The sequence below is a fragment of the Pseudorhodoferax sp. Leaf274 genome (assembly GCF_001422445.1).
Taxonomy (GTDB): Bacteria; Pseudomonadota; Gammaproteobacteria; order Burkholderiales; family Burkholderiaceae_C; genus Pseudorhodoferax.
Window position 1 is genome coordinate 349788 of sequence record NZ_LMNA01000030.1, and the last position, 16655, is coordinate 366442.

Sequence of the window (16655 nt, forward strand, 5' to 3'; positions counted from 1 at the left end):
GCCCACACGTGGGCGCCAGCGCCTGCTGCCTGTTTCGCGGGCACCGCGTCGCGGCCCGCGCCAGGCAAGGCTTTCGCCGGGTTGCCGGCGAGTTCTCCACAGGCTTGCCCACGCGCGCCAGGGACAAGTCGGCCGCCGCAACCGCCCGGCGAGAATCGGCCGGACCAACCCCAGCGTCAGCGCTGACCCGATCCGCAGGCTTTCGTGGCGTCCACCGAACTCAAGGGCTTCATCCTCACGCGCCATTGGCGCGACACGCCCGACGGCACCGACCTCGAATACTGGCTGGCCACCGATGCGGGCCCCAGGAGGCTGCTGCTGCGCGCGCAGACCTCGGTCGCGTTCGTGGCCGCCCGGTACCGGGCGGCGGTCGAGGCCCGGCTCGCCGCCATGCCTGGCCTGGCGCTGCGCGTGCTCGACCTGCGGTCGTTCGGCCAGGAGCCCGTGCTGGGCGTGTACGCGCGCCAGTTCCGCCTGCTCGGCAAGCTGGCGCGCGCGCTGCAGCCCCTGGGCATCGCGCTGTACGAGGCGGACGTGCGCCCGCACGACCGCCACCTGATGGAGCGCTTCATCACCGCGGGCGTGGTGGTCGAAGGCGGGCAGCACGATGGCGCGGACATCGTCGACGGCCGCCTGCGGCCGGCGCCGGACTACCGGCCGTCGTTGAAGGTGGTGTCCCTGGACATCGAGACCAGCGCGACCGAGGAGCTGTATTCCATCGCGCTGGACGGCACGGGCACGCGCACGGTCCTCATGCTCGGCGAGGCGCCGGCCCAAGCGCCCGCACCGGCCACGCCGGCCGGCCCGCTGGACTTCGCGCTGGTCTACTGCGCCAGCCGCCAGCAGATGCTGGAGCGGCTCAACGCCTGGTTCGCGGCGCACGACCCCGATGTCGTCATCGGCTGGAACGTGGTGCAGTTCGACCTGCGGGTGCTGCAGAAGACGGCCGATGCCTGCGGCGTGCCGCTGCTGCCCGGCCGCGGGCGCCAGCCCATCGCCTGGCGCACCCACCCGGGCCAGCAGGGCTACCTGTTCGCGCCCATGCCCGGGCGGGTGGTGATCGACGGCATCGAGGCGCTGCGGGCCGCGGTGTGGAGCTTTCCATCCTTCAGCCTGGAAGCCGTTTCGCAGGCGCTGCTGGGCGAGGGCAAGGACATCGGCGACGCCTACGACAAGATGGCCGAGATCGAGCGCCGCTACCGGGAGGACAAGCCGGCCCTGGCGCGCTACAACATCCAGGACTGCGCACTCGTGCTGCGCATCTTCGAGAAGGCCGCGCTGCTGCAGTTCGTGCTGGAGCGGGCCCAGACCACGGGCCTGCAGGCCGACCATTTCGGCGGCTCCATCGCCGCCTTCAGCCACCACTACCTGCCGCGCATGCACCGGCTGGGCTATGTGGCGCCCAACGTGGGCGAGATCGCCGCCAAGGCCTACCCGGGCGGCTACGTGATGGACTCGCGGCCGGGGTTCTACGACAGCGTCGTGGTGCTGGACTACAAGAGCCTGTACCCCTCCATCATCCGCACCTTCCTGGTCGATCCGGTGGGCCTCGTGGAGGGCATGCAGGCCAGCGACCCGGCCGCGCTGGTGCAGGGGCCACAGGGCACCGCCTTCTCGCGCGAGCGGCACTGCCTGCCGGAGATCGTCACCACGCTCTGGCACGCGCGCGACGAGGCCAAGCGCACGGGCAACGCAGCCCTGTCGCAGGCGCTCAAGCTGCTCATGAACTCCTTTGCGGGCGTGCTGGGCGCGTCCGAGTGCCGCTTCTTCAATCCCCGGCTGGTGTCGGCCGTGACGCTGCGCGGCCACGAGATGATGAAGCGCACGCGCGACTTCGTGGAGCAGCGCGGCTACCAGGCCATCTACGGCGACACCGATTCCATCTTCGTCTGGCTCGGGCGCCCGCACGGCAACGCCGAGGCGCACGCCGTCGCGGCCGGCCTGGTGCGCGACATCAACGCCTGGTGGACGCGCGAGCTGCGCGACGGGCAAGGACTGCAGAACTTCCTGGAGATCGAGTTCGACACCCACTACGCCAAGTTCTTCATGCCCACCATCCGCGGTTCGGACGTGGGCAGCAAGAAGCGCTATGCGGGCCTGAGCGTCGATGCCCAGGGCCGGGAGGAGATGGTCTACCGCGGCCTGGAGATGGCACGCAGCGACTGGACGCCGCTGGCGCGCCAGTTCCAGCAGGGCCTGCTGTCGCGCATCTTCCGGGGCGAGCCCTACCGGGACTTCGTCAGCGACTATGCGCAGGCGACGCTGGCCGGCGAGATGGATGCGCTGCTGGTCTACCGCAAGCGCCTGCGCCACCGGCTCGATGCCTACCAGGTCAACGTGCCGCCGCAGGTGCGTGCCGCGCGCCTTGCCGACGAACACAACCTGCGGCTGAACCGGCCCCGGCAGTACCAGCACGGCGGCTGGATCCGCTACGTGATGACCCACAGCGGGCCGGAACCGATGGAGGCGCGCCGCTCGCGCATCGACCACGGGCACTACCTGGTCAAGCAGCTGCTGCCGATCGCCAACGCCATCCTGCAGCCCATGGGCGACAGCTTCGAGGCCCTCACGACCGGGCAGAAGCCGCTCTTCTAGCCTTGGGGCGGGGTCGCCTTGACTTCCGCCCTTGTGCGCCAGCGCTGACGTGGGTACCCGTTGGCTGCCGACGGGCCCGGCCCTGGCCACACCGAACACTGGGCTGGCCGGTCGCCGCAGGGCGACCAGCACCTTCAGGATCGCACCGGCCTTTGTGCTGCGTGCACGTTCTCCACCAAGACAGGAAACCAACATGGAAACCCAAGCCATCCAGCAAGCCATCGACGCCATCGAACAAGCCACCGACAAGGCCGTCGAGCAACTCAAGAAGGGCCAGTCCGACGCCGCGCTGCAAAGCGCCGTGCAGGACCTGCACCAGCAGGCCCGCACCAAGCGCGCGCTGACCGATCCGAAGGCCCTGGCGCAAGCCGCCGTGGACATCGAGCAGGCCGCCGACAAGGCCATGGACGCCTGCCGTGCGGCGGGCCAGGTCGATCCGGCGCTGCAGCAGGCCGTCAAGGATGCGCACCAGAAGGCCTCGCAACTCAAGCACCAGGTGCAGGGCACGCCGGCTTGACGGCCGCCGCGCTGCAGGACCCGTCCGTGCGCGAAGTGCCCGTGCCGCCCAGCCATGTTGCAGCACGTGCTGCACCTGCCGAGGCCCTGCGTGCACTCATCGCCGCGGAACGCGACCGGCTGCCGTTGCCAGGCGCTGGCCGGACCCTGCAGCGCTGGCAGGCGCTGGCCCGCGTGGCCGCGCAGGACCTTTCGCTCGCCAAACTCTTCGAAGGGCACACCGATGCGCTGGCGATCCTCGCCGAGCTCGGCGTGTCCGCGGCCCCGGGCGCCTGGGCGACCTGGTGCGCCGAGCCGCCCGATGCGCGGCTGCAATGTTCCGCACCCGGCCCCGATGGCCGGGTGCTGCTCTCGGGCCGCAAGGCCTGGTGTTCCGGCGCCGAGGGGGTCGACCATGCCGTCGTCAGCGGCTGGAACCCCGCAGGCCAGCCCTGCCTGGCCGCGGTGTCGCTGGACCAGGCGGGCGTGCGCATCAGCGCAGACGGCTGGCATGCCACGGGCATGGCGGCCACGCGCAGCGCCGACGTGTATTTCGACGCCGTGCCCGCGCGTGCCGTGGGCGCGCCGGGTGCCTACGTGCAACGGCCCGGCTTCTGGCACGGCGGCGCCGGCATCGCGGCCTGCTGGTGGGGCGGTGCCGCCGGCATCGCGCGCAGCGTGCATGCGCTGCTCGCAGCCCGCGGCGAACGGGTGGACGCGCACCAGCGCGCGCACCTGGGCCAGATCGACCTGGCGCTGCAGGGCAGCGCGGCGCTGCTGCGCGAGGCGGCCGCGTGGATCGACGCCCAGCCGCGGCAGGACGCCCAGGCCTGGGCGCTGCGCGTGCGACTGGCGGTGGAGCGCGACGCCTCGGCCGTGCTGCACCACGCCGGCCGCGCGCTCGGCGCCGGGCCGCTGTGCCAGGACGCCGCACTCGGCCGCGCGCTGGCCGACCTGCCCATCTTCCTGCGCCAGAGCCATGCCGAGCGCGACCTCGCGGCGCTGAGCAACCACCTCTTGACGGACCCCCTGCCATGGACGCTGTGAGCGAGCGACAGATTGCCGGCGACGGCACGGCCGAGCGCGACTGGCGTGCCTGGCTGCGCGCGCAGCCGCTGCCCGAGGTGCAGGCCGGCCAACTGGTGCGGCCCCTGCAGCGTGCCGTGGTCGTCGCGCCGCACCCGGACGACGAGGTGCTGATGGTCGGCGGCCTGCTGGCGCAGCTGGCGCACCTCGCGCGGCGCGCGGTGGTGGTCGCGGTGACCGATGGCGAGGCCAGCCACGCCGGTTCGCGCCGCTGGACCCCCGCGGCGCTGGCCCGCCAGCGCAAGGACGAGACCGACGCCGCGCTGCGCGCGCTGGGACTGCACGCCAGCGTGCTGCGGCTGGGCCTGGCGGACGGCGGCGTGGCGGCCCAGGCCGGCCGCCTCGCGCGCCGCCTGCAGGCGCTGCTGACGCCCGACGACGTGGTGTTCACCACCTGGATGTTCGACGGTCACCCCGACCACGAGGCCTGTGCGCGCGCCACGCGTGCCGCTGCCGCCGTGCGCGGCGCGCGGCTGTACGAGGTGCCGGTCTGGGGCTGGCATTGGGCCCCCGTGGGCGCCGTGCAGATGCCCTGGGACCGCGGCCGCCTGCTGGCGCTGCCCGCCGATGCGCTGGCGCGCAAGCGGGCCGCGGTGCGGGCCTTCGCATCGCAATGGCAGCGCGACCCGGACTGCCCGCACACGCCGGTGCTGCGGCCATCGACGCTGGAGCGCGTGGAACGCCCGTTCGAGGTGTTGTTCGCATGAACGCCGTCCACCCGCCTGTATTGCAAGACCACTTCGAGAAACTGTACGAGGACAGCGCCGACCCCTACGGCCTGCGCACGCGCTGGTACGAGCAGCGCAAGCGCGACATCCTGCTGGCCGGCCTGCCGCGCCCGCGCTTCGGGCGTTGCTACGAGCCCGGTTGCGGCAACGGCGAGCTGACGGTGCAGCTGGCCGCGCGCTGCGACGCGGTGCTCGCGGCCGACTTCTCTGCGCAGGTGCTGCGCACCGCCCGCGAGCGCACCGCAGGGCTGGCCCACGTGCGGCTTGCGCAGCACGTGCTGCCGGACCAGTGGCCGGTGGACGAGCAGTTCGACCTCATCGTGCTGAGCGAGATGCTGTACTTCCTGCCGCTCGACGCGGTGCGCAGCGTGGCACGCCACTGTGCGCAAGGCCTCGCGCCCGACGGCGTGCTGGTGGCCTGCGACTGGCGGCCGCCGTTCGCCGGGCGCGTCAGTGCCACCGGCGACGTGCATGCCGCCCTGCAGGAGATCGGCCTGTGCACGGCCGTGGCGCACGACGAAGACGATTTCAGCCTCAGGGTCTGGGCCCGGGATGCGCGCTCCGTGGCGCAGCGCGAAGGCATCCGATGATCGGCGTGGTGATCCCCGCGCACGACGAGTCGGCGCACATCGCCGCTGCCGTGGCCGCCGCCCGGTGCGCAGCCGCACACCCGGCGCTGGCCGGCGAACCGGTGGAGATCCTCGTGGTGGCCGATGCCTGCCGCGACGACACCGCCGCGCAGGCCGCCGCCAGCGGCGCGTCCACGCTGGTGCTGGCGGCACGCAACGTCGGCCTGGCCCGCCATGCGGGTGCGCAGCAGCTGCTGGCCGCGGGTGCGCGCTGGCTGGCCTTCACCGACGCCGACTCCACCGTGGCCGAGGACTGGCTGGCCGCCCAACTGGCGCTGCGGTGCGAAGCCGTGTGCGGCTGCGTCTGGGTGACGGACTGGCAGGCGCATGGCGAACACGGTGCGTCGCTGGCGCAGGCCTTCGCGGCGCAGTACCGCCCGGTGGAAGGGCACAGCCACATCCATGGCGCCAACCTCGGCCTGTCTGCCGAGGCCTACCTGCGCGCAGGCGGCTTCCCGGCCCTGGCCACCAGCGAGGACGTGGCGCTGGTGCGGGCGCTGGAGGCCGCCGGCATCGTCGTCGCCTACAGCGCGCTGCCGCGTGTGTGGACCAGCGCGCGCGTGGACCACCGCGCGCCGCTGGGCTTCGGCGATGCGCTGCGCCGCCTGTCGAGCGCGCTGCAGATGCCGCTGGCCGGGGAGGGCGGTGTGGTGCTGGGCGAGGCCGTCGCCTGAGTGCGCGGCGCCCTGCGTGCATGCCCTGCCGAAGCGCCGTGGACCACGCGCGCAGCAGCCCTTCTCCCACAGCCCGCCCCCCTGCGCCATCCGTACAACGGTGGACAGGCTGCCCCTGGCAGCTACCGCCTGACCCACAAGGAGAAGACATGGCGAACCCGAATGGCCTGAACATCCGCAACACCCAGCGCGACACCCCCGAGGTGGACGAAGCCGAACGCAAGGTCGGCGGCCTGCTGGGCGATCTCGAGGAAAGCACCGACAGCGAGGTCAAGGACGTGGACGTGCACGAGGTCGTGGACACCGATGCGCAAGGCAACCCGGTGGTCAAGAAGGCCGTCGACATCACGGTCGAGCACCGGCCCAAGAAGGGCTGGGCGCGTTGAGATCGCCCGGCCGATGAAGGTTCCCGCGCTGCTGGTGCTGCCTGGCTGGGACGACGACGGCAAGCAGCAGTTCGATGCGCTGAGCGCGCAACTGGCGCCGGACGGCTGGGTCTGCCGCCGTGGCCGCATCCCCGACGCGAGCTGGCCCGCGCAGCAGCGGGCCGAGGTCAGCCGCAGCAGTTCGCTGCACGCGGTGCTGGAGGACTACATGGACCTGGCGGCCGTGCGCGGCATCGCGCGCAGCCGCTTTGGCGTGCTGGGCTTCAGCTACGGCGGCTACATGGCGACCTTCCTCGCCGCGGCCAAGCCGGTGCGCTTCCTGGCCCTGCGCTCGCCGGCGCTGTACCCGGATGCCGGCTGGGAGGATCCGAAGGAAAGCCTGGACAAGCCGACGCTGCGCGCCTACCGCTCGCAGCTGCTCGGCCCTGCGCAGAACCGCTCGCTGTGGTGCTGCGCGCGCTTTCGCGGCGACGTGCTGCTGATCGACTCGGAACAGGACGAGATCATCCCGCACCCGGTGATCGCGAGCTACGAGCAGTCGTTCCGCAGCGCCCGTTCGGTCACGCGCTACACCCTGGCGGGGGCCGACCACGCGCTGACGGCGCCGGCAGCGCAGCGCGAATACCACGACGTGCTGGTGGGCTGGCTCAACGGCCTGCTGCGCTGACGTCCGCGACGGGGCCGCCCGCGCACCCACCCACGGGGCGTGCCGCATCCGCTTTGCATGGATGCACGTGGTGTGGCTGGTCTTGAAGCCCGGCAATGCCTGTCCCGCAGAGCGCCGCTGAGGTGGTCACCGGGATGCGCCTCCGTCCTACGGGACCGGCTTGGGCGAGCCCGGATGCTTGCGGGCATGGACAAGACCAAGGCAAGCGCCCCGACCGCAGGGCAGCCCCGGCCCACGCAGCGCAGGCTGCTGCAACTGCTGCGCCAGGTGTTCGAACTGGAGGCGCTGCGCCCAGGCCAGCAGCGCGTCATCGACCGCGTGCTGGCCGGCCAGTCCACGCTGGCGGTGATGCCCACCGGCGCCGGCAAGTCGCTGTGCTACCAGCTGCCGGCCCTGCTGCTGCCGGGGCTCACGCTGGTCGTCTCGCCGCTGATCGCGCTCATGAAGGACCAGTGCGACAAGCTGCAGGCCCAGGGCGTGCTGGCCGTGGAACTGCACAGCAGCCTGTGTGCCGCCGAGCGCGACGCGGCGCTGGACGCGGTGGCGGACGGCACGGCGCGCATCGTGCTGGTCACGCCCGAGCGGCTGGCCGATCCGGGCTTCCAGGCGCTGCTGCAGAGCCGGCCCATCTCGCTCGCGGTGGTCGACGAGGCCCATTGCATCTCCGAATGGGGCCACGACTTCCGGCCGGCCTTCCTGCAGATCGGCCCCGCGCTGCGGCGGCTCGGCGCGCCGCCCGTGCTGGCGCTGACGGCCACCGCGCCGCCCGATGTCGCCGCCGAGATCGCCCGCCGCCTGCGCATTCCCGCGGCCGGCACGGTCGACCTGGGCGTGTGGCGGCCCAACCTGCGCTACAGCGTCGAGGTGGTGGCGGACGTCGCGGAGAAGTTGCACAAGCTGCGCGAGCGCGTGCAGGCGCTGGAGGGACCGGGCATCGTCTACACCGCCACCGTGCGGGCGGCCGAGGAGGTCCATGCCGCGCTGTGCGCCGACGGCGTGGCCACCGGGCTCTACCACGGCAAGCGCAAGGCGGCCGAACGGCGCACGGCGCAGGACGCGTTCATGGACGGCAGCAGCCGCGTGATGGTGGCCACCAACGCCTTCGGCATGGGCATCGACAAGGCCGACGTGCGCTTCGTCGTGCACTACCAGCTGCCGGCCAGCCTGGATGCGTACTACCAGGAATCCGGCCGCGCCGGGCGCGATGGCCAGCCGGCCGAATGCCTGCTGCTGTTCGCCCGGCGTGACCAGGCCGTGCAGAACTTCTTCCTGGGCGGGCAGATGGTCTCGGGCAAGGATGCCGAGCGCGTGCTGCAGGCGCTCGACGCGCTGCCGGCCGGCGAAGCGGCTACGCCTATTGCCTTGCGGCGCGGGTTGCGCATGCCGGCCGGCAAGCTGGCCGCCGTGCTGGGCTTGCTGCAGGGCGCGGGCCTGGCCAACGCCGTGCGCTCGGACGGCCGCGCGGCCTGGCGCGCCGCGCCGCCGCGCGCCGGCCGGTCGCTGGCCCGGGTGCTGCAGGCCGAGCATGCGCGCCGCGACCAGGACCAGCGCAAGCTGCAGGCCATGGTCGACTATGCCGAGGGCGGCAGCTGCCGCTGGAGCGCGCTGGCGCAGGCCTTGCGCGGCGAGAACGCGCCGCGCTGCGGGCGCTGCGACAACTGCATGCGCATCCGCGCGCTCGAGGCCGCGGCCGCGGCCGCCGCCGCGACGCCAACTGCCGCGGACGGCGCACCGGCGCCGGCCGCCACGCCGGCCGTGGTGGTGGCGCCGCCCCACGCGTTCGCAGCCGACGATGCCGTGCGCGTGCGGCGCTTCGGGGCCGGGCGCGTGGTCCGTGCCGCGGCCGATGCGATCGTGGTGCGCTTTGCCGACGGCAGCGAGCGCAGCTTCCAGCCCGACTTCGTGCGGCCGCAGGCGGCGCGCCGCGGCCGCCTGGTCGCCACGCCGGGGATGCTGGAGACCGTGCCGGCGGCGCCGGCCTGATGGCGCCATCCACGCGCGCCGCTGCTCGCTGCCCGGCACCGGGCGCAGTGGCCTGCACGCAGAAGCGGGCTGCGCGCGTTCAGAGCTGGCCGGCATCGGCCTGGGCCTCGCGACCACGCCGGCCACCACCATGACGACGGCGGTCGTGCCGCCCCAGCGCGCGGGCATGGCCTGGGGCATGGACGCGAGCGCGCGCCTGATCACGGTGGCGCTCAACATCGCGGCGGTGGGCCAGGTGCTGGTGGGCGGCATCGGCCTGAGGACCGGCGGCGCCGGGCCGCGCGGTGCTGCCGCACACGCACGCCATGGCCGACCGGGATGTCGGCGTCCCGTCCTACGCGGTGCGTTCGGTCCGCGGCGCCTGATCGTCCGTATCAGGCAGTGATCGGATGTGCTGCCTGCCACGCGGATGTGCGTGGACCGGGCGGGCAGCTGGTTGTGCCTGCGCAGCCGCGCAGGTGCCCACCCACGGTGCCGCCATGCCGGATGGCGCGCGGCCACCATAGAGGAGCAAAGCCATGCTGGGTCATTTCATGACGCGTGAACAGGTCAGCGGGATCGCGACGCGGCGCGCCGAACGGCGCGCCTTCTTTCGCAAGACGAGTGGTTTCGCGGTGGGCGTCGCGGGGGGCGGGATCCTCGCCGCCTGCGGCGGTGGGTCGAGCGATTCCAACGCCCAGGCCAACGCGGTCTCCGATGGCGACGTGCTGAACTTCGCGCTCAACCTGGAATACCTGGAGGCCCAGTTCTATGCGTTCGCCGCCACGGGTTCCGGCCTGCCCGCGTCGCAGCTGACGGGCACGGGCACGCAGGGCGCGGTGACGGGCGGGCGCGCGGTGAGCTTCACCGACCCGGTGGTGCGCCAGTACGCCAAGGAGATCGCGCAAGACGAGGTGGCGCACGTGGCCTTCCTGCGCCAGGCCCTGGGCTCGGCCGCGGTGGCGCAGCCGGCCATCGACATCGGCGCCGACCCGAACGGCGCGTTCTCGAGCGCCGCACGCGCGGCCGGCCTGATCAGCGCGGGCCAGTCGTTCGATCCGTACGCGAGCGACGAGAACTTTCTGCTGGCCGCTTTCATCTTCGAGGACGTGGGCGTGACGGCGTACAAGGGCGCCTCGCCGCTGATCCAGAACAAGACCTTCCTGGAGGCGGCGGCCGGCATCCTGGCGGTGGAGGCCTACCACGCCGGGCTGGTGCGCACCGCGCTCTATGCCAAGGGCGTGGCCACACCGTCGTTGCGCACGGCCACCGACGCGATCTCCAACGCACGCGACAGCCTGGACGGCAGCAGCGACGTGGACCAGGGCGTGACCGGTTCGGACGACCGTTCCAACATCGTGCCGACCGACGCCAACGGCATCGCCTTCAGCCGCTCGCCGGGCGACGTGCTCAACATCGTGTACCTGAACCCGGGGGCGGTCTCGCGCGGCGGCTTCTACCCAGCCGGCGTGAACGGCACGCTGGTGCTGAGCAGCGCGCTGGCCTGACCCACCCATGACAAGCCCCGCCGACGCGGGGCTTGTCGCTTGACCCCCTTCACCTGCTTCGACCGAGGACGCACCATGGACTCACTGCACGCACCGCACGCATCCGCACTGCCGCATGCCGGGGGGCTGCGCTGGCACTGGCGCTACGTCGCCGGGCTGGCCATCGTGTTCGGCGCGCTGGCCATCTGGTCGCAGCAGCTGCTCGATGCGACGTGGCTGCAGGACCCGGGTGTCCGTGGCGCCCTGATGGGCGGCAGCATGGCCGCCCTGGCCACGGCACTGGGCACCTTGCCGGTGCTGCTCTCGCAGAAGTTCTCGCAGCGCACCTACGACACCATGCTGGGCTTCGGCGCCGGCGTCATGCTGGCCGCCAGTTCGTTCTCGCTGATCATCCCCGCGCTGGCGGCGGCCAAGGCGCAGGGCGCAGGCAGCTGGGGCGCGGCCGGCGTGGTGGGCTTCGGCCTGGCCGCCGGCGCCTTGCTGCTGCTGGTGATCGACCTCGTGGTGCCGCACGAGCACTTCGTCAAGGGCCTGGAAGGGCCGCAGGCCCGCGCCATGAAGCGGGTCTGGCTCTTCGTACTGGCCATCGCCGTGCACAACCTGCCCGAGGGGCTGGCCATCGGCGTGGCCTACGCGGGCACCGAGCCGCTCAGCGCGCTGGCGCTGGCCACCGGCATCTCGATCCAGGACGTGCCCGAGGGCATGGTCGTGGCGCTGGCGCTGCGCGGCGTCGGCTACGGCCGGGTGTGGTCGGCGGGGCTGGGCGTGCTGTCGGGGTTGGTCGAACCGGTGGCGGCGGTGTTCGGCGCGGCCGTGATCGGGCTGTCCGCCGGGCTGCTGCCCTGGGGATTGGCCGCCGCGGCCGGCGCGATGCTGTATGTGATCAGCCACGAGATCATCCCCGAATCGCACCGTGCCGGGCACGAGCGCTGGGCCACCTGCGGGCTCATGCTGGGCTTCATCCTGATGATGGTGCTCGACACCGCGCTGGCCTAGCCGCCCGACCGCCATGCGCGCCGCGGCATCTCCCATGGCTGGCACCTCCCACGGTTGCCCCACTGCCCACGACGGCCCGCTGCCCGGCGAGCCGGCGGCGCGCGTGCACCTGCGCGCCGTGCCGGACCCCGCCCCCGGCGCGCAGGCCCATGCGCATGCGCAGACCGCGGCCTGGATGCAGGCTGTGGCCGAGAGGGCCGACCGCCAGGCGTTCGCGCAGCTCTTCGGCCACTATGCGCCGCGCGTGAAGGGCTACCTCATGCGGGGCGGCGCCGAGGCCTGCCAGGCCGAGGAGATCGCGCAGGAGACGCTGCTGGTGCTCTGGCGCAAGGCCGCGCTGTTCGATGCCGCGCAGGCCAGCGTGGGCACCTGGCTGTTCACCATCGCGCGCAACCTGCGCGTGGACCGCTTGCGCGGGCAGGGCGCCACGGCCCTGCATGCGGACGAGGGCGCGCTGGACGATCTGGCGGACGACTCCGTGCCCGTGGACGAGCGCATGCAGACCGCGCAGCTGTGCGAGCGCATGCGCGCGGTGCTGCGCACCATGCCCGTGGAGCAGGCGCGCGTGCTGCAGCTGTGCTATTTCGAGGACCAGCCCCACACCAGCATCGCCAGCGCGCTGGGCCTGCCGCTGGGCACCGTGAAGTCGCGCATGCGCGCGGCCCTTGCGCATCTGCGCCGCGCGTTGCAGGATGACCGGGCCGCACCATGACCCGTACCGCCCACCATCCGTCCGACGCGCTGCTGCTCTCGCATGCGGCGGGGCGGCTGCCTGCGGGGCTGGCGCTGGTCGTGGCGGTGCATGTGGAGCGGTGCGCGCGCTGCGCGGCCTATGTCGGGCTGCTGGAGGCTGCGGGCGGCGCCCTGCTCGACGAGACGCCGCCGGTGGAAATGCACGCCGACGCGCTGGCGCATGCGCTGGCAACGCTGGATGCGCCGCCGGCCGATGCGCCGGCTGCCGCGCTGCAGCAAGGCCCGCCGCCGCTGCCCGTGGGCGAGGCCTGGCCGGCCGCGCTGGCCGGCAGCCAGGTCGCGCCCTGGCGCTGGATCGGACCGGGCATGCGCTACAGCCGCGTGCGCTTGCCGGGCGACGACGGGGTCATCGTCTTCCTGCTGCGCCTGGCGGCCGGCAAGTACCTGCCGCAGCATGCGCACAGCGGACGCGAGTTCACCCAGGTCCTGTGCGGCAGCTTCCACGATGGCCGGGCCCAGTTCGGCGCTGGCGACTTCGATGCGACCGGCGCGGGCGTGCACCACCTGCCCGTGGTGCAGTCGGATGGCGAGTGCGTGTGCCTGACGGCCGTGCAGGGACGGCTGCAGTTCGACTCGTTCTACGGCCGCGTGCTGGGCCAGCTGGCGGGCCTGAGCTGAGCCGGCCGGGGCCGGGGCGGACGCAAGCGGCTTACGTTTCGTGACCATTGCGTCGCGCCGCGCTGCATCCAAGGCGCGCGCCGGTCGGTAGTGGGGGCAGGCACGGTCCATCCGGGACCGCGCCATCCACTCTGATCGGGAGCTCTCCAATGATGTTTCGCACCGCCGCCCACTGTTCCGTCCTGGTTCTCGCCGCTGCCGGCCTCGTCGCCTGCGGTGGCAGCGACGACGACACGCCGCCCGTGGCCGCCGAGGTGGGCGACACCATCGTGCTGACCAGCACCGGCCGCCTGCTGTCGTTCAACCGCGCCGCGCCGGCGACCACGGTGGGTTCGGCCACGGTCACCGGCCTGGCCAGCGGCGATGCGCTGGTGGGCATCGACCTGCGCCCGGCCGACGGCAAGCTCTACGGCCTGGGCAGCAGCGGCACGCTGTACACGCTGGACCCCTCGACCGGCGTGGCCACGCGCAAGTCGGCCCTGGTGGCCGCGGCGGGCGACGACGCGCCATTCACCGCCCTGTCGGGCACCCAGTTCGCGGTGGACTTCAACCCGGCCGCCGACCGGCTGCGCGTGGTCAGCGACACGGGGCAGAACCTGCGCATCGATGTCGACACCGGTGCCGCCACCACGGACGGCGCCATCACCCCGGCGACCACCAGCGTGAGCGCCGCCGCCTACACCAACTCCTTCGCCGGCACGGTGGCGACGCAGCTCTATGGCCTGGACGTGGTGGCGGGCCGGCTGGTGCTGCAGGACCCGCCGAACAACGGCGTGGTCAGTGCGGGCGTGCCGCTGGGCATCACGGCGGAGACGGCCAACGGCTTCGACATCGACCCGCGCACCAACGTCGGCTACGCCGCGCTGCGCGTGGGTGGCAGCACCGGCCTGTACACCATCAACCTGGCGGCCACCGGCAACGCCGCGACGCTGGTGGCGCCCATCGCCGGCGGCGAGGCGGTCCGCGGCCTGGCGCTGAACGGGCCCGCCAAGCTGCAGGCCCTGGCGCTGGGGGCGGACAACCGCCTGCACGCGTTCGACCCGGCCGCGCCCAACACCCTGACGGCCACGGTGGCCATCACCGGCCTGCAGGCGGGCGACCAGGTGCTGGGCGTGGACTTCCGGCCCAAGGACGGGCTGCTCTACGCGCTGGCCAGCGGCGGGCGGCTCTACACGGTGGACCCGTCGAGCGGCGCGGCCACGCTGCGCGCGACCCTGGTGGCCGACGCTGCCGACGCCTCGGCGCCGTACACGGGGCTCAGCGCACCGCGCTACACGGTGGACTTCAACCCCGTCGCCGACCGGCTGCGCGCCATCGGCAGCGACGGCCAGAACCTGCGCATCGCGGTGGAGAACGCGACGTCGGGCGGCACCACCGTGGCGGCCGGCCAGACGACCACCGACGGCCCCATCAACCGCGCGGGCGCGCCGGTGTCCATCGTCGGCTCGGCCTACACCAACAACTTCGCCGGGGCGGCGGCGACCGCGCTGTACAACCTGGACGAGAACGGCGACCAGCTCACGCTGCAGAACCCGCCCAACGACGGGACGCAGGTCAACGTGGGTGCGCTGGGGCTCGACCTGGCGGGCGCGGCCGGCTTCGACATCGTCGGCGGTGCCAACGGGGCCGCGCTGGCCGCGCTGCGCAGCGGCGCGGCCGGGCCGTTCACGCTGTACACGGTGTCGCTCACGACCGGCGCGACGGCGCTGTACCGCAACACCAGCGGCGACGCCGCACGCTCGCTGATCGGCGGCGCGGGCGGTCCGACGAACCTGGTCGACCTGGCGATCCGGTTCTGAAACAAGGGAAATGCGGCGGCGGCGGCGCGCCATTCCTAGAATGGCGCGCCCATGCCGCAGCACCCCCCCGACTTCGACTACGAATCCACCGTGGAAGCCTGTGCACGCGGCGACGCCGACGCCCTGCAAGCCCTCTACCTGCGCGAATCGCGCTGGCTGCTGGGCGTGGCGCAGCGCATCGTGCGCGACCGCGACACCGCGCACGACGTGCTGCAGGACGCCTTCGTGCAGATCTGGCAGCGCGCGTCCACCTATGAGCGCGCGCTGGGCTCGGCGCGCGGCTGGGTCTACACGGTGGTGCGGCACAAGGCGCTGGACCATGCGCGCCGCGCGCAGCGGGAGATGCCCGCGGGCGACATGCTGGAGGCGCTGCAGGAGCAGCACGGCCTGCATGCCCAGGGGGCTTGGGCGCCCGCCATGGCCGCGCAGGCCGAAGGCGATGCGCTGAGCCGCTGCCTGGAGGCCCTGGAGCCGCAGCGGCGCGCGTGCATCGTCGATGCCTTCGTCGAAGGCCTCACGCACGAGCAGATCGCGGTGCGCCAGGCCACGCCGCTGGGCACGGTGAAGTCGTGGATACGGCGCGGCCTGCTGTCGCTGCGGGACTGCCTGTCATGAACCTTGAGGATCCCGACGAGCGCAGCGTGGCCGCCGCCGAGTACGTGCTGGGCACGCTCGATGCCGCCGACCGCGCCGCGGTCGCGCAGCAGCTGGCCGGCGACGCAGCCCTGCGCGCCGAGGTCTATGCCTGGCAGGACCGGCTGCTGCCGCTGGCGCTGCGCGTGCCGGCAGGCGAACTGCGCGACAGCCTCTGGCAGGGCATCGCTGGGCAGATCGGCCCCTCGGTGGTGCCGGCGCGCCAGCCCGCGGCCAACGACACGCTGTGGCGCAGCCGTGGGCGCTGGCGCGCGGCCGCGCTGATGTCGATGGCCGCCTCGGTCGCGCTGGCGGCCGTGCTGGTGTTGCGTCCGCCGCAGACCCATGTGCGCTACATCACCTTGCTGCAGGCACCCGAGACGCAGCGCACCGGCTGGGTCGTCGAGGCCACCTCGGGCGAGCGCATCCGCCTGGTGCCGCTGGAGGTGGGCGCCGTGGTGCCGCCCGACAAGTCCCTGCAGTTCTGGACCAAGCCGCAGGGCGCGGACCGCCCGACCTCGCTGGGCCTGGTGCAGCCCGGCACGCGGCTGGAACTGCCCGTGCAGCGCTCGCCCGGCCTGGGCGAGCAGCAGCTGTTCGAGCTCACGCTGGAGCCGCAGGGCGGATCGCCGACCGGGCTGCCGACCGGGCCCATCCTGTTCGTGGGCCGTTCGGTGCGGCTGTAGCCGCCCCCGGCGGCCGGTGCGGCGGCGCATCCACGCTTGCGCTTATTAATTCAATAGTTGTTGTAAAGTCGATCAATGCAGGAAGCCGACGCCGTCCAATCCCTCGCAGCCCTGGCGCAGGTGCTGCGGCTGCGCCTGTTCCGTGCCCTGGTCGTCGCCGGCCCCGAGGGCCTGACGCCGGGCACGCTGGCCGAGCAGCTCGGCGTGGCCGGCAACACGCTGTCGTTCCACCTCAAGGAGCTGACGCGCGCCGGCCTCGTGACGCAGGAGCGCCAGGGCCGCAACCTGGTCTACCGGGCCTCGTTCGACACCATGGACGCGCTGCTGCGCTACCTCACCGAGAACTGCTGCGAGGGTGCCGGCTGCGCGGCCGCCGAAGCCGTGGCGCCGGGCCGCTGCGTGCCCGACGTGCCCCACGTGCACGGCGATCGCTGAACAGC

Annotated in this window: 17 protein-coding genes and 1 pseudogene; all 18 read left to right on the forward strand. The window is 73.1% G+C overall.

Going from position 1 to position 16655, the window contains the following annotated elements; genetic code table 11:
• The first annotated feature begins 204 nt into the window (after positions 1-204).
• The 18 genes and pseudogenes from ASF44_RS28375 to ASF44_RS28460 all read left to right on the forward strand — a co-directional run bounded on the left by ASF44_RS28375 (position 205) and on the right by ASF44_RS28460 (position 16650).
• Positions 205-2595, forward strand: a complete 2391-nt coding sequence (locus tag ASF44_RS28375; protein WP_056902619.1) for a DNA polymerase II — start codon at positions 205-207, stop codon at positions 2593-2595.
• A gap of 193 nt (positions 2596-2788) precedes the next feature.
• Positions 2789-3112 carry a hypothetical protein gene (locus tag ASF44_RS28380; protein ID WP_056902620.1) on the forward strand — a complete coding sequence of 108 codons (324 nt, stop codon included), beginning with the start codon at positions 2789-2791 and terminating at the stop codon, positions 3110-3112.
• Positions 3109-4137 carry an acyl-CoA dehydrogenase family protein gene (locus ASF44_RS28385; RefSeq protein WP_162243883.1) on the forward strand — a complete coding sequence of 343 codons (1029 nt, stop codon included), beginning with the start codon at positions 3109-3111 and terminating at the stop codon, positions 4135-4137. Before ASF44_RS28380 ends, ASF44_RS28385 begins: the two co-directional genes overlap by 4 nt.
• A complete protein-coding gene (locus ASF44_RS28390; RefSeq protein ID WP_056902621.1) occupies positions 4125-4883 on the forward strand; it encodes a PIG-L deacetylase family protein in 759 nt (252 codons plus the stop codon). Before ASF44_RS28385 ends, ASF44_RS28390 begins: the two co-directional genes overlap by 13 nt.
• Positions 4880-5494 carry a class I SAM-dependent methyltransferase gene (locus ASF44_RS28395; RefSeq protein ID WP_082525107.1) on the forward strand — a complete coding sequence of 205 codons (615 nt, stop codon included), beginning with the start codon at positions 4880-4882 and terminating at the stop codon, positions 5492-5494. Before ASF44_RS28390 ends, ASF44_RS28395 begins: the two co-directional genes overlap by 4 nt.
• Positions 5491-6207, forward strand: a complete 717-nt coding sequence (locus ASF44_RS28400; protein WP_056902622.1) for a glycosyltransferase family 2 protein — start codon at positions 5491-5493, stop codon at positions 6205-6207. The genes ASF44_RS28395 and ASF44_RS28400 overlap by 4 nt, the downstream gene beginning before the upstream one ends.
• Positions 6208-6356: 149 nt before the next feature.
• A complete protein-coding gene (locus ASF44_RS28405) occupies positions 6357-6593 on the forward strand; it encodes a hypothetical protein (protein WP_056902623.1) in 237 nt (78 codons plus the stop codon).
• Between the two features lie 13 nt (positions 6594-6606).
• Entirely contained in the window at positions 6607-7260 is a 654-nt protein-coding gene (locus ASF44_RS28410; protein WP_056902624.1) for a S9 family peptidase, read from the forward strand.
• Positions 7261-7446: 186 nt separating this feature from the next.
• Positions 7447-9243 (forward strand): RecQ family ATP-dependent DNA helicase, encoded by a 1797-nt coding sequence (locus ASF44_RS28415; protein ID WP_082525108.1) that lies wholly within the window; start codon positions 7447-7449, stop codon positions 9241-9243.
• Positions 9244-9328: 85 nt separating this feature from the next.
• Positions 9329-9496: pseudogene (locus ASF44_RS32245) on the forward strand (MFS transporter); the annotation flags it as partial.
• A 265-nt stretch (positions 9497-9761) separates the two neighbouring features.
• A complete protein-coding gene (locus ASF44_RS28425; RefSeq protein ID WP_369820966.1) occupies positions 9762-10730 on the forward strand; it encodes a ferritin-like domain-containing protein in 969 nt (322 codons plus the stop codon).
• 75 nt (positions 10731-10805) lie between these two features.
• Complete coding sequence (locus ASF44_RS28430) at positions 10806-11726, forward strand: ZIP family metal transporter (RefSeq protein WP_082525109.1); 921 nt, start codon at positions 10806-10808, stop codon at positions 11724-11726.
• 34 nt (positions 11727-11760) lie between these two features.
• A complete protein-coding gene (locus ASF44_RS28435) occupies positions 11761-12438 on the forward strand; it encodes a sigma-70 family RNA polymerase sigma factor (RefSeq protein ID WP_082525110.1) in 678 nt (225 codons plus the stop codon).
• On the forward strand, positions 12435-13097 hold the full coding sequence (locus ASF44_RS28440; protein ID WP_056902626.1) for a ChrR family anti-sigma-E factor: 663 nt from the start codon (positions 12435-12437) through the stop codon (positions 13095-13097). Before ASF44_RS28435 ends, ASF44_RS28440 begins: the two co-directional genes overlap by 4 nt.
• A gap of 149 nt (positions 13098-13246) precedes the next feature.
• Complete coding sequence (locus tag ASF44_RS28445) at positions 13247-14896, forward strand: DUF4394 domain-containing protein (protein ID WP_235579380.1); 1650 nt, start codon at positions 13247-13249, stop codon at positions 14894-14896.
• 51 nt (positions 14897-14947) lie between these two features.
• A complete protein-coding gene (locus ASF44_RS28450) occupies positions 14948-15511 on the forward strand; it encodes a sigma-70 family RNA polymerase sigma factor (protein WP_056902627.1) in 564 nt (187 codons plus the stop codon).
• Positions 15508-16215 carry an anti-sigma factor domain-containing protein gene (locus tag ASF44_RS28455; RefSeq protein ID WP_056902628.1) on the forward strand — a complete coding sequence of 236 codons (708 nt, stop codon included), beginning with the start codon at positions 15508-15510 and terminating at the stop codon, positions 16213-16215. The genes ASF44_RS28450 and ASF44_RS28455 overlap by 4 nt, the downstream gene beginning before the upstream one ends.
• A gap of 75 nt (positions 16216-16290) precedes the next feature.
• On the forward strand, positions 16291-16650 hold the full coding sequence (locus tag ASF44_RS28460; protein WP_056902629.1) for a helix-turn-helix transcriptional regulator: 360 nt from the start codon (positions 16291-16293) through the stop codon (positions 16648-16650).
• The last annotated feature ends 5 nt before the right edge of the window (positions 16651-16655 follow it).

What these genes read in the sequence shown, in the direction of transcription:
- ASF44_RS28380 (WP_056902620.1), top strand. Translation starts at nt 2,789, where the DNA reads ATGGAAACCCAAGCCATCCAGCAAGCCATCGACGCCATCGAACAAGCC.
- ASF44_RS28390 (WP_056902621.1), top strand. Translation starts at nt 4,125, where the DNA reads ATGGACGCTGTGAGCGAGCGACAGATTGCCGGCGACGGCACGGCCGAG.
- ASF44_RS28395 (WP_082525107.1), top strand. Translation starts at nt 4,880, where the DNA reads ATGAACGCCGTCCACCCGCCTGTATTGCAAGACCACTTCGAGAAACTG.
- ASF44_RS28400 (WP_056902622.1), top strand. Translation starts at nt 5,491, where the DNA reads ATGATCGGCGTGGTGATCCCCGCGCACGACGAGTCGGCGCACATCGCC.
- ASF44_RS28405 (WP_056902623.1), top strand. Translation starts at nt 6,357, where the DNA reads ATGGCGAACCCGAATGGCCTGAACATCCGCAACACCCAGCGCGACACC.
- ASF44_RS28410 (WP_056902624.1), top strand. Translation starts at nt 6,607, where the DNA reads ATGAAGGTTCCCGCGCTGCTGGTGCTGCCTGGCTGGGACGACGACGGC.
- ASF44_RS28415 (WP_082525108.1), top strand. Translation starts at nt 7,447, where the DNA reads ATGGACAAGACCAAGGCAAGCGCCCCGACCGCAGGGCAGCCCCGGCCC.
- ASF44_RS28425 (WP_369820966.1), top strand. Translation starts at nt 9,762, where the DNA reads ATGCTGGGTCATTTCATGACGCGTGAACAGGTCAGCGGGATCGCGACG.
- ASF44_RS28430 (WP_082525109.1), top strand. Translation starts at nt 10,806, where the DNA reads ATGGACTCACTGCACGCACCGCACGCATCCGCACTGCCGCATGCCGGG.
- ASF44_RS28435 (WP_082525110.1), top strand. Translation starts at nt 11,761, where the DNA reads ATGGCTGGCACCTCCCACGGTTGCCCCACTGCCCACGACGGCCCGCTG.
- ASF44_RS28440 (WP_056902626.1), top strand. Translation starts at nt 12,435, where the DNA reads ATGACCCGTACCGCCCACCATCCGTCCGACGCGCTGCTGCTCTCGCAT.
- ASF44_RS28445 (WP_235579380.1), top strand. Translation starts at nt 13,247, where the DNA reads ATGATGTTTCGCACCGCCGCCCACTGTTCCGTCCTGGTTCTCGCCGCT.
- ASF44_RS28450 (WP_056902627.1), top strand. Translation starts at nt 14,948, where the DNA reads ATGCCGCAGCACCCCCCCGACTTCGACTACGAATCCACCGTGGAAGCC.
- ASF44_RS28455 (WP_056902628.1), top strand. Translation starts at nt 15,508, where the DNA reads ATGAACCTTGAGGATCCCGACGAGCGCAGCGTGGCCGCCGCCGAGTAC.
- ASF44_RS28460 (WP_056902629.1), top strand. Translation starts at nt 16,291, where the DNA reads ATGCAGGAAGCCGACGCCGTCCAATCCCTCGCAGCCCTGGCGCAGGTG.